The organism is Photobacterium sp. TLY01 (assembly GCF_021432065.1).
GTDB lineage: Bacteria > Pseudomonadota > Gammaproteobacteria > Enterobacterales > Vibrionaceae > Photobacterium > Photobacterium halotolerans_A.
The window spans coordinates 3,325,115-3,344,406 of the sequence record NZ_CP090364.1; the positions used below are offsets into that span (position 1 = coordinate 3,325,115).

General features: G+C 52.9%; 19 protein-coding genes. 1 reads left to right on the forward strand and 18 read right to left on the reverse strand.

The genetic code is table 11. The annotated features are described in order from the left end of the window. The first annotated feature begins 3 nt into the window (after positions 1-3). Positions 4-1,557 (forward strand): threonine ammonia-lyase, biosynthetic, encoded by a 1,554-nt coding sequence (gene ilvA / locus LN341_RS15450; protein WP_234205077.1) that lies wholly within the window; start codon positions 4-6, stop codon positions 1,555-1,557. Between the two features lie 111 nt (positions 1,558-1,668). Here ilvA and LN341_RS15455 read toward each other — a convergent pair whose 3' ends face one another. The 18 genes from LN341_RS15455 to mioC all read right to left on the reverse strand — a co-directional run bounded on the left by LN341_RS15455 (position 1,669) and on the right by mioC (position 18,966). Then, complete coding sequence (locus tag LN341_RS15455; RefSeq protein WP_046222104.1) at positions 1,669-2,049, reverse strand: helix-turn-helix transcriptional regulator; 381 nt, start codon at positions 2,047-2,049, stop codon at positions 1,669-1,671. Between the two features lie 286 nt (positions 2,050-2,335). Next, positions 2,336-4,171, reverse strand: a complete 1,836-nt coding sequence (gene glmS, locus LN341_RS15460; RefSeq protein ID WP_046222103.1) for a glutamine--fructose-6-phosphate transaminase (isomerizing) — start codon at positions 4,169-4,171, stop codon at positions 2,336-2,338. A 26-nt stretch (positions 4,172-4,197) separates the two neighbouring features. Beyond that, positions 4,198-4,971 carry a DeoR/GlpR family DNA-binding transcription regulator gene (locus LN341_RS15465; RefSeq protein ID WP_046222102.1) on the reverse strand — a complete coding sequence of 258 codons (774 nt, stop codon included), beginning with the start codon at positions 4,969-4,971 and terminating at the stop codon, positions 4,198-4,200. A gap of 168 nt (positions 4,972-5,139) precedes the next feature. Further along, complete coding sequence (glmU, locus tag LN341_RS15470) at positions 5,140-6,501, reverse strand: bifunctional UDP-N-acetylglucosamine diphosphorylase/glucosamine-1-phosphate N-acetyltransferase GlmU (RefSeq protein ID WP_234203758.1); 1,362 nt, start codon at positions 6,499-6,501, stop codon at positions 5,140-5,142. Between the two features lie 224 nt (positions 6,502-6,725). Further along, a complete protein-coding gene (locus LN341_RS15475; RefSeq protein ID WP_046222100.1) occupies positions 6,726-7,148 on the reverse strand; it encodes a F0F1 ATP synthase subunit epsilon in 423 nt (140 codons plus the stop codon). A gap of 17 nt (positions 7,149-7,165) precedes the next feature. Further along, a complete protein-coding gene (gene atpD / locus LN341_RS15480; protein ID WP_234203759.1) occupies positions 7,166-8,572 on the reverse strand; it encodes a F0F1 ATP synthase subunit beta in 1,407 nt (468 codons plus the stop codon). Between the two features lie 32 nt (positions 8,573-8,604). Next, the gene (atpG, locus tag LN341_RS15485; RefSeq protein ID WP_046222098.1) at positions 8,605-9,471 is read right to left on the reverse strand and encodes a F0F1 ATP synthase subunit gamma; all 867 of its coding nucleotides are present in this window, start codon (positions 9,469-9,471) and stop codon (positions 8,605-8,607) included. 44 nt (positions 9,472-9,515) lie between these two features. Then, positions 9,516-11,057: a F0F1 ATP synthase subunit alpha gene (gene atpA / locus LN341_RS15490; RefSeq protein WP_046222097.1), complete on the reverse strand. Its 1,542-nt coding sequence runs from the start codon at positions 11,055-11,057 to the stop codon at positions 9,516-9,518. A gap of 16 nt (positions 11,058-11,073) precedes the next feature. Continuing rightward, entirely contained in the window at positions 11,074-11,607 is a 534-nt protein-coding gene (atpH, locus tag LN341_RS15495) for a F0F1 ATP synthase subunit delta (protein WP_046222096.1), read from the reverse strand. A 17-nt stretch (positions 11,608-11,624) separates the two neighbouring features. Continuing rightward, on the reverse strand, positions 11,625-12,095 hold the full coding sequence (gene atpF / locus LN341_RS15500) for a F0F1 ATP synthase subunit B (protein ID WP_046222095.1): 471 nt from the start codon (positions 12,093-12,095) through the stop codon (positions 11,625-11,627). A gap of 49 nt (positions 12,096-12,144) precedes the next feature. Continuing rightward, positions 12,145-12,402 (reverse strand): F0F1 ATP synthase subunit C, encoded by a 258-nt coding sequence (atpE, locus tag LN341_RS15505; protein ID WP_005302247.1) that lies wholly within the window; start codon positions 12,400-12,402, stop codon positions 12,145-12,147. Positions 12,403-12,466: 64 nt separating this feature from the next. Further along, complete coding sequence (atpB, locus tag LN341_RS15510) at positions 12,467-13,273, reverse strand: F0F1 ATP synthase subunit A (RefSeq protein WP_027251735.1); 807 nt, start codon at positions 13,271-13,273, stop codon at positions 12,467-12,469. A gap of 8 nt (positions 13,274-13,281) precedes the next feature. Continuing rightward, complete coding sequence (locus LN341_RS15515; protein WP_027251736.1) at positions 13,282-13,671, reverse strand: F0F1 ATP synthase subunit I; 390 nt, start codon at positions 13,669-13,671, stop codon at positions 13,282-13,284. A 177-nt stretch (positions 13,672-13,848) separates the two neighbouring features. Beyond that, entirely contained in the window at positions 13,849-14,745 is an 897-nt protein-coding gene (locus LN341_RS15520; protein ID WP_046222094.1) for a ParB/RepB/Spo0J family partition protein, read from the reverse strand. Positions 14,746-14,757: 12 nt separating this feature from the next. Further along, positions 14,758-15,552 (reverse strand): ParA family protein, encoded by a 795-nt coding sequence (locus LN341_RS15525; protein WP_046222093.1) that lies wholly within the window; start codon positions 15,550-15,552, stop codon positions 14,758-14,760. A 17-nt stretch (positions 15,553-15,569) separates the two neighbouring features. Next, entirely contained in the window at positions 15,570-16,193 is a 624-nt protein-coding gene (rsmG, locus tag LN341_RS15530) for a 16S rRNA (guanine(527)-N(7))-methyltransferase RsmG (RefSeq protein WP_234203760.1), read from the reverse strand. Beyond that, positions 16,190-18,094: a tRNA uridine-5-carboxymethylaminomethyl(34) synthesis enzyme MnmG gene (gene mnmG / locus LN341_RS15535; RefSeq protein WP_046222091.1), complete on the reverse strand. Its 1,905-nt coding sequence runs from the start codon at positions 18,092-18,094 to the stop codon at positions 16,190-16,192. The genes rsmG and mnmG overlap by 4 nt, the downstream gene beginning before the upstream one ends. Positions 18,095-18,525: 431 nt before the next feature. Continuing rightward, a complete protein-coding gene (gene mioC, locus LN341_RS15540) occupies positions 18,526-18,966 on the reverse strand; it encodes an FMN-binding protein MioC (RefSeq protein ID WP_234203761.1) in 441 nt (146 codons plus the stop codon). Positions 18,967-19,292: the final 326 nt, after the last annotated feature.

Sequence of the window (19,292 nt, forward strand, 5' to 3'; positions counted from 1 at the left end):
ATGATGAGTGAGGTGACACAGGCCAGGGCTGCTGAGTTTCTCAGCGGCGCTGACTATTTAAGGGAAACCCTGCGTGCCCCGGTATACGAGGTGGCGCTGGTCACGCCGCTGCAAGACATGGAGCGGTTATCCAAGCGTTTGGGGAACCGTATCCAGATCAAGCGTGAAGACCGCCAGCCAGTGCACTCATTCAAGCTTCGTGGCGCCTACAATATGATGTCTCAGCTGAACTCGGCACAACGCCAGGCTGGTGTGATTGCCGCATCCGCGGGCAATCATGCGCAGGGCCTGGCCTTGTCAGCCCGCCAGCTGGACGTCAAAGCCGTGATTGTGATGCCGCGCACCACCCCGGATATCAAAGTGGAAGCCGTCAAAAGCTTCGGCGGCGAAGTGGTGTTGCATGGCAGCAACTTTGATGAAGCCAAAACCTACGCCATTGAACTGGCCGAGAAGCACCAATTCACCTTTATTCCGCCGTTCGACCACCCGGCAGTGATTGCCGGGCAGGGCACCATAGGGATTGAGCTGGTGCAACAAAACGGCCACCTCGATTATGTTTTTGTGCCCGTCGGCGGCGGTGGCCTGGCGGCCGGGGTGTCGGTGCTGCTCAAACAGCTGATGCCGGAAATCAAGATCATCGGTGTCGAAGCTGAGGATTCGGCCTGTCTGCGGGCCGCGCTGGATGCCGGTGAGCCGGTCACTCTGGATCAGGTTGGCCAGTTTGCTGACGGTGTGGCGGTGAAACGGATCGGTGATGAGACCTTCCGGCTGTGCCAGCAGTATCTGGATGATGTGATTACGGTCAGCAGTGACGAAATCTGCGCCGCCGTCAAAGATATTTTTGAAGACACCCGGGCGATCGCCGAGCCGTCTGGCGCGCTGTCGCTGGCCGGTCTGAAGAAATACAGCGAGCAGCATCAATTGAAAGGCCAGCAGCTGGCCTCGATCTTGTCGGGCGCCAACCTGAACTTCCACGGCTTGCGCTATGTATCTGAGCGTTGCGAACTGGGTGAAAAGCGCGAAGGCCTGCTGGCCGTCACTGTGCCGGAGCGTCCGGGCGCGTTTCTTGATTTCTGCCACCTGCTGGGCGGCAGGGCCGTGACTGAGTTCAACTATCGTTACAACGACGATACCCTGGCTAATGTCTTTGTCGGCGTCCGTTTGCTGCAGGGGCAGGACGAGCTGGAAAGCATCATCAGCGATCTGCGCAAAGGCGGCTATCCTGTGGTGGATCTGTCGGATGATGAAATGGCCAAGGTGCACGTGCGCTATATGATTGGCGGCCGCCCGTCCAAGCCACTGCAGGAACGCCTGTACAGCTTTGAGTTTCCGGAATACCCGGGCGCACTGCTGAAGTTCCTGACCACATTGGGCACTCACTGGAATATCAGCCTGTTCAATTACCGTAACCACGGTGCTGATTACGGCCGGGTGTTATGCGGCTTTGAACTCGAAGAGCATGATTTGCTGTCCTTCACCAGCCACCTGCGTGAACTGGGTTACCAGTGGAAAGACGAAACCGGTAATCCGGCCTATCAGTTTTTCCTCGCCCAGTAAGCGAATGCGTCCGTCAGTCGGGTCCGATGCCGGCCGGAAAAACACAGCCCCGTCTCAAACGGGGCTGCTTTCTTTCACCTGTATCCCTTTTCACTTCCCTTTCTCCCCCCGTCAGGGCTTATCTTTCTGAGTCAGCGCCCGGGTGTATTCCGCCATGAAGCCGGCCAGATTGATACTCTGCTGCAAAATCACATTCCGGGCCGAGTGGGGCAGGCGGCTGAAATACTGTAATAAGCGATCAATTTCTTCTTTGTATTCGCTTTCCAGAATTTCTAATCCTTCATCCCCGTACACGAACCAGGTCAGCGGCCGCTCGGTGATTTCTGAAATCGCCGACAGCAAACGCACTTTCGGCTCGGTTTTTCCTGTCTCGAGGTCCAGATAGGTTTGCCGGGCAACCCCCAGTTGCTGAGCCATGTGTACCTGAGTCAGGCCTTTCCACTCTCGCGCTTCCTTGATCCGCGAGGCGATTGTCGCTTTAGGATCTGTCATCAATACCTCCACCACTGCAATATATTCCGACCAAACAGGTCAGCATAAAATCAGCCAACTCAGGTGTTATTGTTTTTATAAAAATATCAACAAGTTAAAGAAGACGACATTTTGGGATTGCAAAGCGCAATGCAAAACAGGAAAAATTCAACCAAAGCATCTGATTTCGCAAACAAAAAACGTCACTTCTGTACTAGATCATAGACGCTGGGAATAGGGGCGAGGGGCAAAACGAACAAAGGCGCCATAATTGACGCCTTTATCTCAGGGCTAAGACAGCCGTGTCTTATTCTACGGTCACCGATTTAGCCAGGTTGCGCGGCTGGTCAACATCCGTGCCTTTGATCAGCGCCACATAGTAAGACAGCAACTGCAACGGCAGGGTGTAGAGGATCGGGGCGATAAACTCGTCACAATGCGGCACGTTGAGTACCGTCATGGTGTCATCGCTGGCGAAGTGGGCATTCACATCGGCAAATACATACATCAGGCCGCCACGGGCACGCACTTCCTCAACATTCGACTTGAGTTTTTCCAGCAGCTCGTTGTTCGGCGCCACCACAATCACAGGCATGTCAGCATCAATCAGGGCCAGCGGGCCGTGTTTCAGCTCACCGGCAGCATAGGCTTCTGCATGGATGTAGGAGATCTCTTTGAGCTTGAGCGCACCTTCCATCGCAATCGGCGACTGCTCACCGCGGCCCAGGAACAGGGCGTGGTGCTTGTCGGCAAAATCTTCTGCCAGCGCTTCAATATCATCAGCCATGGCCAGCGTCTGCTCAATTTTGGCCGGCAGGCTTTGCAGCGCGGCCACCAACTGAGCTTCCTGAGCTGCATCCATTGTCTGATTACCGCGGCCAATCGCTCCCACCAGCATCAACAAACCGGCCAGCTGGACGGTAAAGGCTTTGGTGGAGGCCACACCGATCTCCGCCCCGGCTTTCATCATGTAAGCCAGATCGGATTCACGCACCAACGACGAGCCGGGGACGTTGCAGATGGTCAGGCTGGCCATATAACCCATTTCCTTGGCCAGACGCAGCGCGGCCAGGGTATCAGCGGTTTCACCGGACTGAGACAGGGTGACCAGCAGACTGTTTTCATACACGTGAGATTTACGGTAACGGAACTCGGAAGCAATCTCGACATTGCACGACACACCGGCCCACTGCTCCAGCCAGTATCGTGCCACCAGACCGGCGTGATAACTGGTCCCGCACGCAATGATCTGGACATGTTTCACTTTCTGCAGCAAGTCTGCGGCATCTTCTCCAAAGGCGGAAGCCAGGACTTGGCCATTTTTCAGGCGACCTTCCATCGTACGTTGCAGGGCAATGGGCTGCTCATAAATTTCTTTCAGCATGTAATGGCGGTACTGACCTTTGTCACCGGCATCGTGTGATACTTCCGATTCTTTGATCTCGCGCTCAACCGGCTCACCCTGCTTATCGAAGATGTTGACGGCAAAACGGGTCACTTCCGCGACATCCCCTTCTTCCAGGAACGCAAAACGGCGGGTCACCGGCAACAGGGCCAGCTGGTCGGAGGCAACAAAGTGCTCATCAACACCATAGCCGATCACCAGCGGGCTGCCGGAGCGGGCCACCACAATCCGGCTCGGATCACGACTGTCCATCACGACGGTGCCGTAGGCGCCTTCGAGCTGGGACACTGTCTTCTGCACCGCTTGCAGCAGGCTGTCGGCGCTGCGCAGCTCCCAGTCCACCAGGTGAGCAATCACTTCGGTATCTGTCTGTGACACGAAGGTGTAGCCGCGTTCGGTGAGCACCGCACGCAGCGATTCGTGATTCTCAATGATGCCGTTATGAACTATCGCGATGTGCTCGCCGGACACATGAGGATGCGCATTGGTTTCGGAAGGTTCACCGTGTGTCGCCCAGCGCGTATGGGCAATGCCAGTGCCGCCTGACAGAGGACTGGCAGCCACGGCGTCAGCCAGCTCCTGTACCTTACCCAGACGGCGGACACGCTGCAGTGTCTTATCGCTGCCGACCACGGCCACACCGGCAGAATCATACCCCCGGTATTCCAGACGGCGCAGACCTTCAATCAGAATGCCAGCCACATCACGTTGGGCAACCGCCCCGACGATTCCACACATAGAAAATACTCCTGAAAAATTAAGATTTATACTTTGGCGGCGGCGCAGATCACCTGCACCCCTTGCTGTTCGATTTCTGCTTTTGCGGCCGAATCCAGACCTTCATCGGTGATCAAGGTACTGATGCTCTGCCACGGCAGTTCAAGATTGGGGATTTTTCGGCCAATTTTGCTCGATTCGACCATGACCACCACTTCACGGGAGACTTCCGCCATCACCCGGCTCAGGCCGATCAGTTCATTGAAGGTGGTGGTACCGCGCGTGATATCAATGCCGTCGGCACCGATAAACAGCTGGTCAAAATCATAGGATCGCAGGACAGACTCGGCGACCTGGCCCTGAAACGCCTCGGAATGCGGATCCCAGGTGCCGCCCGTCATCAGCAGGGTCGGCTCGTTTTCCAGCTCATTGAGGGCATTGGCAACATTGAGTGAATTGGTCATCACGATCAGACCCTGCTTGTCACCGAGCAGACCAATCAGTGCAGCCGTGGTACTGCCACTGTCGATGATAATGCGGTTATGATCGCGGATACGGGCGGCGGCGGCCTGAGCGATCGCTTGCTTTCGAATCGAAACTTCTGGTTCATGACCCGCCGCCACAATCTCTGAAGGCATGGCAATCGCGCCGCCATAACGGCGCAGCAACAGACCGGTTTTCTCTAAGGCAGCAAGATCTTTACGAATCGTCACTTCGGAAGTGGCAAATTGATGCGCCAGTGCATCGACACTGACTTCGCCCTGTTCATTGACCAGAGCAACAATGGCGTGGCGTCTCTGCTGGGTGTTTCGTTTCGACATGTAAGTTTTTCTTGTGATTTAAGTTTCGAACTGAAACCAAATATAGCAAACCAAAAGAAGTAAGATCAAGAAAATACCAACAAGACAGCCAATCCGTACAGCGGCAAGGGGAGTTTACGGCAAAAAAAAGCAGCGCGTGAGCGCTGCCTGTCTGTTCATCGGTCCGGATTATTTTTGCTTTTCCGGACGCTTCCAGCCTTTGATGGTCCTGGCCGGAACACGAGTGATCACTAACTCACCCTCACCGACATCACGGTTAATAGTCGCACCGGCCCCGATAGTCGCCCCCTTACCGATTTTCACCGGGGCGATCAGCTGCGTGTCTGAGCCGACAAAAACATCATCTTCGATTTCAGTCCGGAACTTATTGGCGCCGTCATAATTGCAGGTGATGGTACCGGCGCCGATATTGACCCGATCACCAATCTGCGCATCACCCAGGTAGGTCAGATGACTGGCCTTAGAGCCTTTGCCGAGACGGGACTGCTTCATTTCGACAAAGTTACCGACATGGGAATCCCCCACCAGCTCAGCGCCCGGGCGCAGACGGGTAAATGGTCCCACAGTACAGTCTTCGCCGACCGTGGCCCCTTCGATAATGCTGTAAGGGCGAACCAGGGTGTTATCATCGATTTCGCAGTCAATCAGTACCGAACCCGCCCCGATCACCACATTGTCGCCCAGGGTAACATTGCCTTCGATGATGACATTGACATCAATTTCGACATCCTGGCCGCATTGCAGGGTGCCGCGCAAATCAAAACGCGCCGGATCACGCAGCATCACGCCCTGAACCAGCAAACGCTCAGCCTGAAGAGACTGGTAAGCACGCTCAAGACGCGCCAGTTGCAGGCGGTTATTCACGCCTTCCACTTCAACGGCTAACGCCGGGTGCACCGCCTGGATATGACGGCCTTCCGCATGGGCCATGGCAATCACATCGGTCAGATAGTATTCGCCCTGCGCATTGTCGTTTTTCAGCTGGCTCAGCCAACGCTTGAGATCACCGCCATTGGCCACCATCACACCGGTATTGATTTCACGAATTTGCTGCTGGGCTTGCGTCGCGTCTTTTTGCTCGACGATGGCAACGACCGCCTCATTTTCACGCACAATGCGGCCATAACCGGTTGGATCATCCAGCAGCACCGTCAGCAGGCCAATGCCGCCTTCCGGCTGGGCCTCGAGTAATTTCTCCAGGGTTTCGCCACTGATCAGAGGGACATCGCCATAGAGGATCAGGACCTGCTCATCATCCCCCAATTCGCCCGATGCCTGATTCACGGCATGACCGGTGCCAAGCTGCTCAGCCTGAAGCACCCAATTGACAGATTCTTCCGCCAGACGTGCCTGCATCAGTTCACCACCATGGCCATACACCAGATGAATATTTGCAGCCCCCAAATCACTGCAAGTGTCGATTACGTGTTTTACCATCGGCTTACCTGCCAGCGTATGCAGTACTTTCGGCAGAGCAGAATACATGCGGGTGCCTTTACCCGCGGCCAGGATCACAGCGCTGAAGCTCATGAATCAGTGTCCCTTCTTATCAATGTGGTGGATATCTGGATGCATTGTATCGGCTCGCTGCATCCGATATAAGTCTTTGTCGATCATTATTGACACAGCAGACACAATCAAGCGGCGGCTTTGTGAGCTCAGCCAAGACATTTCACTGCGCTCAGAAGCGCCGTCACCCGTCGGCAGGCAAAAAAAAAGCGACCCTGAGGTCGCTTTTTTGCACAGATACCTGATTAACGCTTCCGCTTGGTCAGCTCGATCACTCGCAGCTGTGCGATTGCTTTAGCCAGGTCACTGGCCGCTTGGGCGAAGTCGATGTCGCCATGCTGATTGTGGATACGCTCCTCAGCCTGACGTTTCGCTTCTTCAGCCTTGGCTGCGTCCAGATCAACACCACGGATTGCCGTATCAGCCAGGACAGTCACTGCACCCGGTTGTACTTCCAGCATACCACCGGAGAGGTAAATGACTTCCTCGCCACCGTGTTGTTTCACGATCCGAACCATTCCTGGCGTGATAGCGGTCAGCAGCGGGGTGTGGCCTGCGTGAATACCCAGTTCACCTTCGCTACCGGTCACCTGGATGTTTTCAGCACGGCCAGAGAAAAGACTCTTTTCCGCGCTTACTACGTCCAGATGGAAAGTTATCGCTGCCATATCGCCTCCTGTTCAGCTTACAGCTTCTTCGCGTTTTCCAGTGCGTCTTCGATCGCGCCGCAGTACATAAATGCCTGCTCTGGAATGTCATCGTATTCGCCGGCCAGCAGGCCTTTGAAGCTGCGCAGAGTATCTTTCAGAGGGACATAGATACCCGGGTCGCCGGTGAAGACCTGTGCAACGTGGTAAGGCTGAGTCAGGAAACGCTCAATCTTACGTGCACGGGCAACCGCTTGCTTGTCTTCTTCAGACAGCTCGTCCATACCCAGGATAGCAATGATGTCTTTCAGCTCTTTGTAACGCTGCAGGGTGCTTTGAACACCACGCGCGATTTCATAGTGCTCCTGACCAACCACCAGCGGATCCAGCATACGCGATGTCGAATCCAGTGGGTCGATCGCCGGGTACAGACCCAGAGAAGCAATCTGACGAGACAGTACAACGGTCGCATCCAGGTGGGCGAACGTGGTCGCTGGTGATGGGTCAGTCAAGTCATCCGCAGGAACGTAAACGGCCTGAACAGAGGTGATAGAACCCGTCTTCGTCGACGTGATACGCTCCTGAAGTACACCCATCTCTTCTGCAAGAGTAGGCTGGTAACCTACCGCAGATGGCATACGGCCCAGCAGTGCTGATACTTCAGTACCGGCCAGGGTATAACGATAGATGTTATCGATGAACAGCAGTACGTCACGGCCTTCATCACGGAACTTCTCAGCCATAGTCAGACCAGTCAGTGCAACGCGCAGACGGTTACCCGGTGGCTCGTTCATCTGACCGTAAACCATTGCTACTTTTGATTCTGCTGGATTTTCCAGGTTTACAACCCCGGCTTCCTGCATCTCGTAGTAGAAGTCGTTACCTTCACGGGTACGCTCACCCACACCGGCGAATACCGACAGACCTGAGTGTTTCAGGGCGATGTTGTTGATAAGTTCCATCATGTTAACGGTCTTACCTACACCCGCACCACCGAACAGGCCGATTTTACCACCCTTCGCAAATGGGCAAACCAGGTCGATAACTTTTACGCCAGTTTCCAGCAGTTCAACCGCGTTAGACTGCTCTTCATAGCTTGGTGCTGCACGGTGAATCGCGTAACGCTCTTCTTCACCGATCTCACCGCATTCGTCAATAGGCTGACCCAGAACGTTCATGATACGTCCCAGAGTCGCTGCACCTACCGGTACTTCAATTGGTCGGCCTGTGTTTTCAACAGTCAGACCACGACGCATCCCATCAGAACTACCCATGGCGATACCACGAACAACGCCGCCACCCAGCTGCTGCTGAACTTCCAGTACCAGCGTACCTTTTTCTTTGGCATCAACGTGTAGGGCATCATATACCTGTGGTACAGAGTCCTGTGGAAACTCTACGTCGACTACCGCACCGATGATCTGTACGATCTTACCTGTAGCCATCGTTAATCCTCTAAACTTATTAATTCTTTGCCTTAAACAGCAGATGCACCGGAAACGATTTCCGACAGCTCTTGTGTAATCGCCGCCTGACGGGCTTTGTTATACACAAGTTGCAGTTCGTCAATCAGATTACCTGCGTTATCCGTTGCTGCTTTCATCGCAACCATTCGGGCCGCTTGCTCACAGGCAAGGTTTTCGACCACACCCTGATAGACCTGAGATTCGACATAGCGAACCAGCAGAGTATCCAGCAGAGGTTTCGGCTCAGGCTCATAAATGTAGTCCCAAGCATGGCTGCGTTTCATTTCTTCGTCTTCTGACTTAGGCAAAGGCAGCAATTGATCGATCACTGGGGCTTGCACCATGGTATTCACAAACTTGTTGTACACCAGATACAAACGGTCCAGTTGGCCCTCATCATATTTTTTCAGCATCACACCTACAGTACCGATCAGCTCATCAACAGAAGGCTTATCACCCAAACCTGTTACCTGAGCCGCAACACGGCCACCGTAGTTGTTAAAGAAAGCCGTGGCTTTGGCACCAATCAGCGCCAGTTCAACCTCAGCTCCCTGATCTGACCAGGACTTCATCCCTGTGATCGCTTGTTTGAACAGATTGACGTTCAAACCACCACACAGACCACGGTCAGTTGAAACTATGATGTAACCTACGCGCTTGGCCTCACGCTCCTCTAAATAAGGATGCTTATATTCGAGGCTACCAAGGGCGATATGACCGATCACTTTGCGCATTGTTTGTGCGTATGGACGTGATGATTCCATAGCGTCTTGCGATTTACGCATTTTAGACGCCGCAACCATCTCCATCGCTTTAGTGATCTTCTGAGTGTTTTTCACACTACCGATCTTGTTACGTATCTCTTTTGCGCCGGCCATCGTTACTCTCCTTGAGCTGGTGATCGCATGCGATCACCAACCAATTACCAAGTCTGGGTCGCTTTGAAATCTTCAACCAGTTTCGCGAACTGGGCTTCAATTTCGTTGTTCCACGCACCCGTTTCATCAATTTGAGCTACCAGCTCAGCAAATTGACTCTTGGCGTAAGACAGTAACGCAGCTTCGAAATCTGCCAGCTTCGTCAGCTCAACATCTTTCAGGTAACCTTTCTCAGCAGAGAAAATCACCAGCGCCTGCTCGAAGACAGACATTGGCGAGTACTGCTTCTGCTTCATCAGCTCGGTAACTTTCTGACCGTGGTCCAGCTGACGCTTAGTCGCGTCGTCCAGATCAGAAGAGAACTGAGCAAAGGCCGCCAGTTCGCGGTACTGAGCCAGTGCAGTACGGATACCACCAGACAGCTTCTTGATGATCTTGGTCTGAGCAGCACCACCAACACGCGATACAGAGATACCTGGGTCAACCGCAGGACGGATACCGGCGTTGAACAGCTCTGTTTGCAGGAAGATCTGACCATCAGTGATCGAAATTACGTTGGTCGGTACGAACGCAGAAACGTCACCCGCCTGAGTTTCGATGATTGGCAGAGCCGTCAGAGAACCGGTTTTACCTTTCACTTCACCGTTGGTGAACTTTTCTACGTACTCTTCGCTCACGCGCGCAGCACGCTCCAGCAGACGGGAGTGGAGGTAGAATACGTCACCAGGGAAGGCTTCACGGCCCGGTGGACGACGCAGCAGCAGAGAGATCTGACGGTAAGCAACAGCCTGCTTAGACAGGTCATCGTATACGATCAGGGCATCTTCACCGCGGTCACGGAAGTATTCACCCATGGCACAACCAGAGTATGGCGCCAGGTATTGCAGTGCCGCTGCTTCAGAAGCAGACGCAACCACAACGATGGTGTTCTTCAGTGCACCGTGCTCTTCCAGCTTACGTACCACGTTGGCGATCGTAGAAGCTTTCTGGCCAATTGCTACATAGATAGAGTAGATACCAGAGTTTTTCTGGTTGATGATGGCATCGATCGCCAGGGCAGTTTTACCAATCTGACGGTCACCGATGATCAGCTCACGCTGGCCACGGCCGATTGGGATCATTGAGTCAACCGCTTTGTAACCAGTCTGAACAGGCTGATCAACAGATTTACGGTCGATAACACCCGGTGCGATCACTTCAACAGGAGAGAAAGTATCGGTCTCAATCGGACCTTTACCATCAATCGGCTCACCCAGAGTGTTGACCACACGACCCAGCAGGGCAGGGCCGACTGGTACTTCCAGGATACGACCGGTTGCGGTCACTTTCATGCCTTCCTGAAGGGTGGCATATGGGCCCATGACAACAGCACCAACCGAGTCACGCTCAAGGTTCAGTGCCAGTGCGTACAGGCCGCCTGGTAGTTCAATCATTTCACCTTGCATGACATCTGCAAGGCCGTGGATACGAATGATACCGTCGCTGACAGAAACGATAGTACCTTCGTTACGCGCTTCACTGGCAACGTTGAAATTTTCAATCCGTTGCTTGATCAGTGCGCTAATTTCCGTGGAATTAAGTTGCATGCTCCAATTCCCCAAATCAAGACTGCAAAGTATCGTTCAGACGGGCAAGTTTGCCACGTACTGACTGATCGATGACTAAGTCTCCGGCTCTAATTACAACCCCGGCAATCAGGGTCTCGTCTACACTGCAGTTCAGCTTAACCTTGCGCGCCAGACGCTGTTCCAGCTTACTGATGATTGCACTCATTTGACCTTCGTCCAGAGTGACCGCAGAGATCACATTGGCTTCGATGGTTTTTTCCAGCTCATCTTTCAAGAACAGGAACTGAGTACAGACTTCAGGAAGAATTTTCAGGCGTCCGTTTTCTGCCATCACCTTAATCAGGTTCTGGCCGGCGTCGTTGAGTTGCTCGCCACACACTGACAGAAAGATTTCCGTCAGCTTGTCCGCCGCATAACCGCCATCCAGTACATCCTGAATGGTGTCGTTTTTGGCGACTTCCGAAGCAAAGGTGAGCATTTCTGACCACTGGGCCAGCTCACCTTTCTCAACCGCATAATCAAAGGCTGCTTTAGCGTAGGGGCGTGCGATAGTAGTCATTTCCGACATGGTGCTTGCCCCTTCTATTACAGTTCTGCAGTGACTTTGTTAAGAACATCAGCGTGAGCGTCTTTATCGATAGTACGCCCAATGATTTTCTCAGCACCAATCACAGCCAGAGTTGCAACTTGTTTTCTTAGGTCATCGCGCGCGCGATTCCGTTCTGCATCAATTTCAGCACGACCTTGATTCAGAATTTTTTCACGCTCGGCCGTCGCTTCCGCTTTGGCCTCTTCGATGATTTGAGCTTTACGCTTGTTCGCTTGCTCAATCAGTTCAGTTGCAGTACGTTTTGCTTCTTTCAGTTGATCAGAAGCATTAGCCTGCGCCAGGTTGAGATCTTTGGCAGCGCGATCCGCTGCTGCCAAACCGTCAGCAATTTTTTTCTGACGCTCTTCAATCGCTTCCATGATTGGTGGCCATACATATTTCATGCAGAAGACCACAAACAGGAAAAACGCGATAGCCTGACCCAGTAATGTTGCATTCATATTCACAACGGCATCTCCTTAAACAGGGTAGCTATGGGTCCGTTACGTTCGCGGATTAACCAGCCAGTTGTCCAACGAATGGGTTCGCGAATGTGAATAGCAGAGCGATTACGATACCGATCATTGGAACCGCATCCAGCAGACCTGCGATGATGAACATCTTAACTTGCAGCATAGGAGCCATTTCAGGTTGACGAGCAGCGCCTTCCAGGAACTTACCACCCAGCAGGGCGAAACCAATCGCAGTACCCAGGGCAGCAAGACCTACAATGATGCCCACGGCAATTGCAGAAAAGCTTAGTAAAGTTTCCATCACTATCTCCAGTTTATTGTTGTCGGCCTAAATGCCAGTAAATAAAAATAAAATTGTTTACGTATTAATGATTGTCTTCGTGGGCCTGAGACAGGTACACGATGGTCAGCATCATAAACACGAAAGATTGAATCGTAATGACCAGGATGTGGAAAATTGCCCACGGAACCGAGCCCAGCCATTGTGCCCACCACGGCATCAGCGCCGCGATAAGAATAAACACCACCTCACCGGCGAACATGTTACCGAACAGACGCATGCCGAGAGAAATAGGCTTCGCCAGCAGCGAAACTACTTCCAGTAGCAGGTTGAACGGAATCATAACCGGGTGATTGAACGGGTGCAGTGCCAGTTCTTTGGCAAAACCGCCCAGGCCTTTGATCTTGATGCTGTAGTAGATCATCAATGCAAAGACACCCAGCGCCATTGCCATGGTGATGTTCACATCAGCTGACGGTACAACCTTCATATAAGGAATACCAAGCCAATGCTCCGCCGGATACGGAATGAAGTCGATTGGAACCAGGTCCATGACGTTCATCAAGAAAATCCAGCAGAAAATCGTCAGAGCTAGCGGAGCTATCAGCGCGTTGCGGCCATGAAAGGTTTCTTTAACGCTGTTGTCAACGAATTCCACCATTATTTCCACAAAACACTGTAGCTTACCCGGCACCCCTGAGGTTGCCTTCTTCGCTGCCAGACGGAACAATCCCAGAAAGATCGCACCTGTCAAAACAGAAAAGAAAAGGCTGTCGATGTGTACCGCCCAGAAACTTCCCTCGGCCACCAGGCCCAGCTTATCGGTTGATAAGTTGGTCAGGTGGTGAGTGATGTAACTGGAAGGTGTAAGCGCTTCACCTGGCGCAGCCATAACTCATCCTATTTGTTGTTGTTAATGAATAAAACCGGCGCACAGATATTAATACCCAGAGCCAGCAAATAGGTCAGCTTGAGGGGAACAAGTTCCACCTCGACATACAGGTAGACAAGGGAAAACAAGATGACTGTAATGAGGATTTTCAGCACTTCTCCGCCGTAAAAGGACGCCATCACCAGACGGGCCTTCGTGGCCCCGCCGAAGAGAAAAGCGCACACAGAAAAAGCGGCGTTAGCGATCACAAAGATGCCGCCACCGATCAGTGCAGAGATTCCCCAGTCAACATTGACAGCAAACACTGCCATGATTGCCGTTGTCAAAACGACGCCAGATTGTAGTAACAACAACCGCTTCGCCAGTTGGCGACCCGGTCTGACTAGCGTCGAAACCATGTATTCATTCCTCGAGTCCGTTCCACTACACATACGTCGTGCTGGGAAAACTGCGAAAATTATACGGTTCATTAGATTGAATGCAATCTAATCACAATAAAAAAACAGTTAGAATTTATAACACATTATCCCGATCACGCAGTGGTCATTTTTACGGCAAAAATAGTAAGAAACCGGTCACACTTCTGAACTTAACATTGCCAAAAGTTGCTGTAACTTCTGGGGCTCGTCAAAATTTATGACTATTTTACCTTTGCCGCTTTTGCTTTGATTAATCGCAACCTGAGTGCCAAATTGCTCACTCAGACGATTTTCCATCGCTTCAACCTTGGGATCGACAGAGACAGGGGCCACCTCAGGGGCAGGGTTGAGCAGTTTTTTTACCAAACGCTCGGTATCCCTGACCGTCAGAGATTTCGCCACAACGGTGTGAGCCGCTTCCAGTTGCTGTTCAGCAACCAGTGACAGCAAGGCACGGGCGTGACCCATTTCCAGCTGACGCTGGGCCAGCAACCGTTTCACCTGAGGTTCCAGCTGATTCAGACGAAGCAGGTTGGACACCGCAGCACGGGATTTGCCGAGTGCTTCGGCAATTTGCTGATGGGTGAGGGAGAATTCATTCTGCAGTCGCTCCAGCGCCTGAGCTTCCTCAATGGCATTGAGATCTTCACGCTGGATGTTTTCAATCAGGGCAATCGCAACGGTGGCGCGATCATCCACGTCTTTGACCAGACAGGGGACCTTTGACAGACCTGCCTGACGCGACGCCCGCCAGCGGCGTTCGCCGGCGATAATTTCATACTGTTGCGGGGCCAGTTGGCGAACCACAATCGGCTGGATCACCCCCTGAGCACGGATAGAGTCAGTCAGCTCCGCCAGCGCTTCTGCTGACATATCCTGACGTGGCTGATACTGACCCGGTTGCAGCTGACTGACCGGCAGTTCGCGCAGCGCGCCTTCGGCCGGTACCGTTTCTTCCTTGCTGACAGCCTCTGCGGCCTGTTGTCTTTCACGGGCCACCGAACTGGTGGCCAGCAGTGCATCAAGGCCTTTTCCCAGGCCTCGTTTATTCATGGTCATGTTGCTTTACGCCTCTACCTGAGCAGTTTCCCGCGCGGTTTCCTCACGACGAATCATCTCCCCGGCCAGTGCCAGGTAGGCCTTGGCACCGCTGGAGGTCTTATCGTAGTACATGGCCGGACAGCCATGACTCGGGGCTTCGGCCAGACGCACATTGCGTGGGATCACGGTGCGGTACACCTTATCACCAAAATGCTTCTTCAATTGCTGGGACACTTCATTGGCCAGCCTGTTGCGTGGATCATACATGGTGCGCAGCAAGCCTTCTATCTTGAGATCGGCATTGACAACGGCTGCCAGCTTGCTGATGGTGTCCATCAGGGCCGTCAGGCCTTCCAGGGCGAAATATTCGCACTGCATCGGCACCAGAACAGAATCCGCCGCTGTCATCGCATTGATGGTCAGCAGGTTGAGAGAAGGGGGACAGTCGATAAAAATAAAATCGTATTGATCCCGCACCGGTTCCAGCGCGGTCCGTAACCGCACTTCACGGGCAAACACTTCCATCAGTTTGATTTCGGCAGCAGTCACATCACCGTTGGCAGCCACCAGGTGGTAGCCACCGGCATTTTCGGTGATCACAACGTCTGAAAACGGGGTTTCTTCGACCAGAAGCTCATAGGCCGTAGCATCAACCTGATACTTGTCGACACCGCTGGCCATGGTGGCATTCCCCTGCGGGTCGAGATCAATCACCAGCACTTTACGCTGGGTGGCGGCCAGTGACGCAGCTAAATTGACACAGGTTGTGGTTTTACCCACACCACCTTTTTGGTTGGCAACAGCGATGACTTTTCCCACGAAACACCCTCGTTCATTCATTCCTTTGCCGTCAAGCGTACTAAATGACGCGCCCCTTCCAGGTCGGGGACATGCAAAGATTTGACCTCACTCACAGAACACCAGCTGGGGAGTTCTGCAAGCTCCTCTTCCGTTACCTGGCCCTTGAGCGCCATAAACTCACCTTCCGCAGAAGGCAGGTGACGGCACCAGTTAACCATATCAGACATGGACGCAAATGCCCGGCTCAGCACAGCATCAAACCCCTGTTCTGGGATAAAGGCCTCGACCCGGCTTTGCACAGGTGTGACATTGTCGATTTTCAGCTCATGAATCACCTGGCGGATAAAACGGATTCGCTTCCCCAGACTGTCAAGCAGGGTAAACTGCTTCTCGGGCAACATGATGGCCAGCGGAATGCCTGGTAAGCCAGGGCCGGTGCCGACATCAATAAACCGCGTTCCCTGCGACAGGTAAGGACTGACGGCCAGGCTGTCCATGATGTGCTTGACCAGCATCTCATTGGGATCACGCACAGAAGTCAGATTATACGCTTTGTTCCACTTGTGCAGCAGGCTAACATAGCCCACCAGTTGCTCAAGTTGTTGTTCTGTGACCTTGAGTTCAGTTTTTGCAATCAGCTGTGCCAGACGTTCTTTCACGCGGCCACCTCCGAATCGCCTTTTTTCAGCAGACCGTGCTTTTTCAGGTACACCAGCAGCAGCGAAATCGCCGCCGGGGTGATCCCGGAGATACGCGATGCCATGCCGATCGTCGCCGGTTTGGCATCGTTCAGTTTGGCAATCACTTCATTGGACAGACCTTTCACTTGCTTGTAATCCAGATCCGCCGGCAGTTTACTCTGCTCATGACGCAGAGATTTTTCCACCTCTTCTCTTTGGCGGTCGATATAGCCCTGGTATTTAACCTGGATTTCAACCTGCTCGCTGGCTTCGGCATCGGCGCTGGCCGGACCAAACGGCGCCAGAGTCGTCAGTTGCTCGTAGGTCACTTCCGGGCGGCGCAGCAGATCCTCACCACAGGCTTCACGGGTCAGCGGGGTTTTCAGAATCTCATTGATCGTCGCCGCGTGCTCTGAGCCCGGGTGGATCCAGATCTCTTTCAGACGCTGACGCTCTTGCTCGATCATGTTCATTTTTTCATTGAAACGTGCCCAGCGCGCATCATCCACCAGGCCAAACTGGCGACCCAGCTCGGTCAGACGAATATCGGCGTTGTCTTCACGCAGCAACAGACGGTATTCAGCGCGTGAAGTAAACATGCGGTACGGTTCTTTGGTGCCCATGGTCGACAAATCGTCAATCAGTACGCCCAGATACGCCTGATCACGGCGCGGGCTCCAGCCTTCTTTGTCCTGTGATTGCAAAGCAGCATTCATCCCGGCCAGCAGCCCTTGAGCCGCGGCTTCTTCGTAACCTGTGGTGCCGTTGATCTGGCCGGCAAAGAACAGACCACTGATAAATTTGGTTTCCAGCGTCGGTTTCAAATCACGCGGATCGAAGAAATCGTATTCAATGGCGTAGCCCGGGCGAATAATGCTGGCATTTTCAAAGCCTTTCATTGAACGGACAATTTGCATCTGCACATCAAACGGCAGGCTGGTGGAGATCCCGTTCGGATACAGCTCGTGCGTCGTCAGACCTTCCGGCTCAATGAAAATCTGGTGACTGTTCTTGTCCGCAAAGCGCATCACCTTGTCTTCAATCGACGGGCAATAACGGGGACCAATCCCTTCAATCACCCCGGAATACATCGGGCTGCGATCCAGGTTATTGCGGATCACATCATGGGTTTTTTCATTGGTATGGGTGATAAAACATGGGATCTGGCGTGGATGATCCGAGCGCTGACCCAGGAAAGAAAATACCGGGGTCGGATTATCACCATGCTGGGCTTCCAGCTGACTGAAATCAACCGTACGGGCATCAATGCGCGGCGGGGTTCCGGTTTTCAGACGATCCACGCGAAACGGCAAGGCCCGCAAGCGATCCGCCAGGGCGATCGACGGCGGATCACCGGCACGGCCGCCGCTGTAATTTTCCAGACCAATGTGGATCTTACCGCCCAGGAAGGTCCCGACGGTTAACACCACGCTACGGGCGCGGAATTTCAGGCCCATTTCGGTCACCACGCCCACAGCACGATCCTGCTCAACGATCAGATCGTTCACTGCCTGCTGGAACAGCATCAGATTTGGCTGATTTTCTAACGCCTCGCGAACCGCAGCTTTGTAAAGTGCGCGGTCGGCCTGTGCGCGGGTCGCACGGACGGCAGGACCTTTAGATGAATTCAGGGTCCGGAATTGAATACCGCCTTTATCAATGGCTTGCGCCATCAAACCACCCAAAGCATCCACTTCTTTTACCAGATGGCCTTTGCCGATCCCGCCAATCGCCGGGTTACAGGACATCTGACCCAGGGTATCGATATTATGGGTCAGCAGCAGGGTTTTCTGACCCATGCGTGCTGCTGCCAATGCGGCTTCCGTTCCGGCATGACCGCCACCAACGACGATGACATCAAAATTTTCCTGGTAAAACATGAAATTACCTCAGGTGATCAATTAGCCATTCAATTTGCTTGAAGCAAAGGGGGGATATTCTACCTCGTTTCCAGGCAAGAAAGAATCTCTCTTGGCGATCAAATGATCAGGCACTGAGATCCTAAATATATATAAGATCTTTTTAAGAAGATCTCTTATTGGATCTACTATTAGGATCGCCCGATCGTGTGGATAAGTCACTTTTGATCTGAATGATCATGGTGTTAGTGAGGATCATTTCTTGTGATCTGTACGGGATCTCTGCAGGGACTACCTGGGGTCTAAATGGGGTTTTATCCACAAGGGGGGAATGGTGATCAAGTTGTTCATTGGATAACAAGGGGTTGATCACCGTTTAGATCTATAGTTATACACAGAAGAAAAATAAAAAACTGGCGTAATTGGGAGTAATTTTCGCCAGTCGAGATGGTTTAAAGGAAGTTTTTCCAGCCGTCCAGCCAGATTTCAGCCGGGTCTTCCGGTACAGGATCCTGAGAAACATCGATATCGAGCCGATCACCGAGACGCTGAGCGCCCAAATCGGCCAGCAGTTGATCCAGCTCTTTGCCTGCCTGGCAGAAAGTGTCGTAACTGCTGTCGCCAATGGCCACCACACCGTATTTCAGCGCGCCGAGGTCGGGCTGCTGATCCTTCAGCTGGTTGACAAAAGGCTGAATATTATCGGGAAATTCGCCTGCACCATGGGTTGAGCAAATCAGCAGCCAGATATGGTCTGTATTCAGCTCATTCAGGGCGGCCTGGTTGAGGGTTTCGGTGTCGTGACCGGCGTCGGTGAGCAGTTCGGCCAAATGATCGGCGACATATTCTGCGCCGCCGAGAGTGCTGCCGGTGATTAGGGTAATGGTCGCCATAGGGGCCTCTTTATATAGACAATTGTCAGAATGGCTGAATTGTACTCTGAGTTGGCGATAAGAAAACCCCGGGAAAAGTGTGTCTGCGGTCTGAATTTTAGACTTGCTGTGCCGCTGCGCGAAGTACGCAGACACAGCCATCTTCCGGACCAGGGGGCATGCGGAGTGATAATCGTTGAGTGAAAAATATATCTACTTAAATTTCAGTAGATTAAATGCTTTGTTCACAGGCAATCCCAAGGATCCTCTGTGCTTGATCATCCTCATAATGGCAGTTATCAACGGCTTTTGATCGTTGCCGGCCCCCAGGATCTTGTACTCGCAGC